Below are 380 nucleotides of genomic sequence, written 5' to 3'. Positions count from 1 at the left end.
ACATTCCAAGAGTATGCAGCAGGCGACTATGAAGGATCGTACAACACGTTCCGTGAAGGATACAGCCGCATGTATGACATCTCGAAAGCACTCTCAGTCGCTATCACGACACAGATGCCTGAGAAATTCGATAACTCGAAAGCTGATACGAAAGCCGCTGACCTCCGGTCAACGCTCAACAGCCTCGCTGCTGAACACGTCGCTCTTGCGAACCTCAGCATGACGGCAGGCGTCGATCAAGCGAAAGACTACGATGCTGCAAACTGGGCGGAAGACATGCACACAGCTGATTTCAAAGCCGCAATCAAATCAATTTACGGTGAAGCCGGTGCAGATCAGTTCGAGCAAGCTTGGACGAAAAATCACATCGAAGCACAAGC

General features: G+C 50.8%; 1 pseudogene. It reads left to right on the top strand.

From position 1 onward, the window contains the following. Window positions 1–380 (top strand): annotated as a pseudogene (locus KNP99_RS15225) (copper amine oxidase); the annotation flags it as partial.

The sequence above is a fragment of the Exiguobacterium sp. s95 genome (assembly GCF_018618655.1).
Lineage (GTDB): Bacteria > Bacillota > Bacilli > Exiguobacteriales > Exiguobacteriaceae > Exiguobacterium_A > Exiguobacterium_A oxidotolerans.
This window is presented reverse-complemented; position numbering and strand designations above follow the sequence as displayed.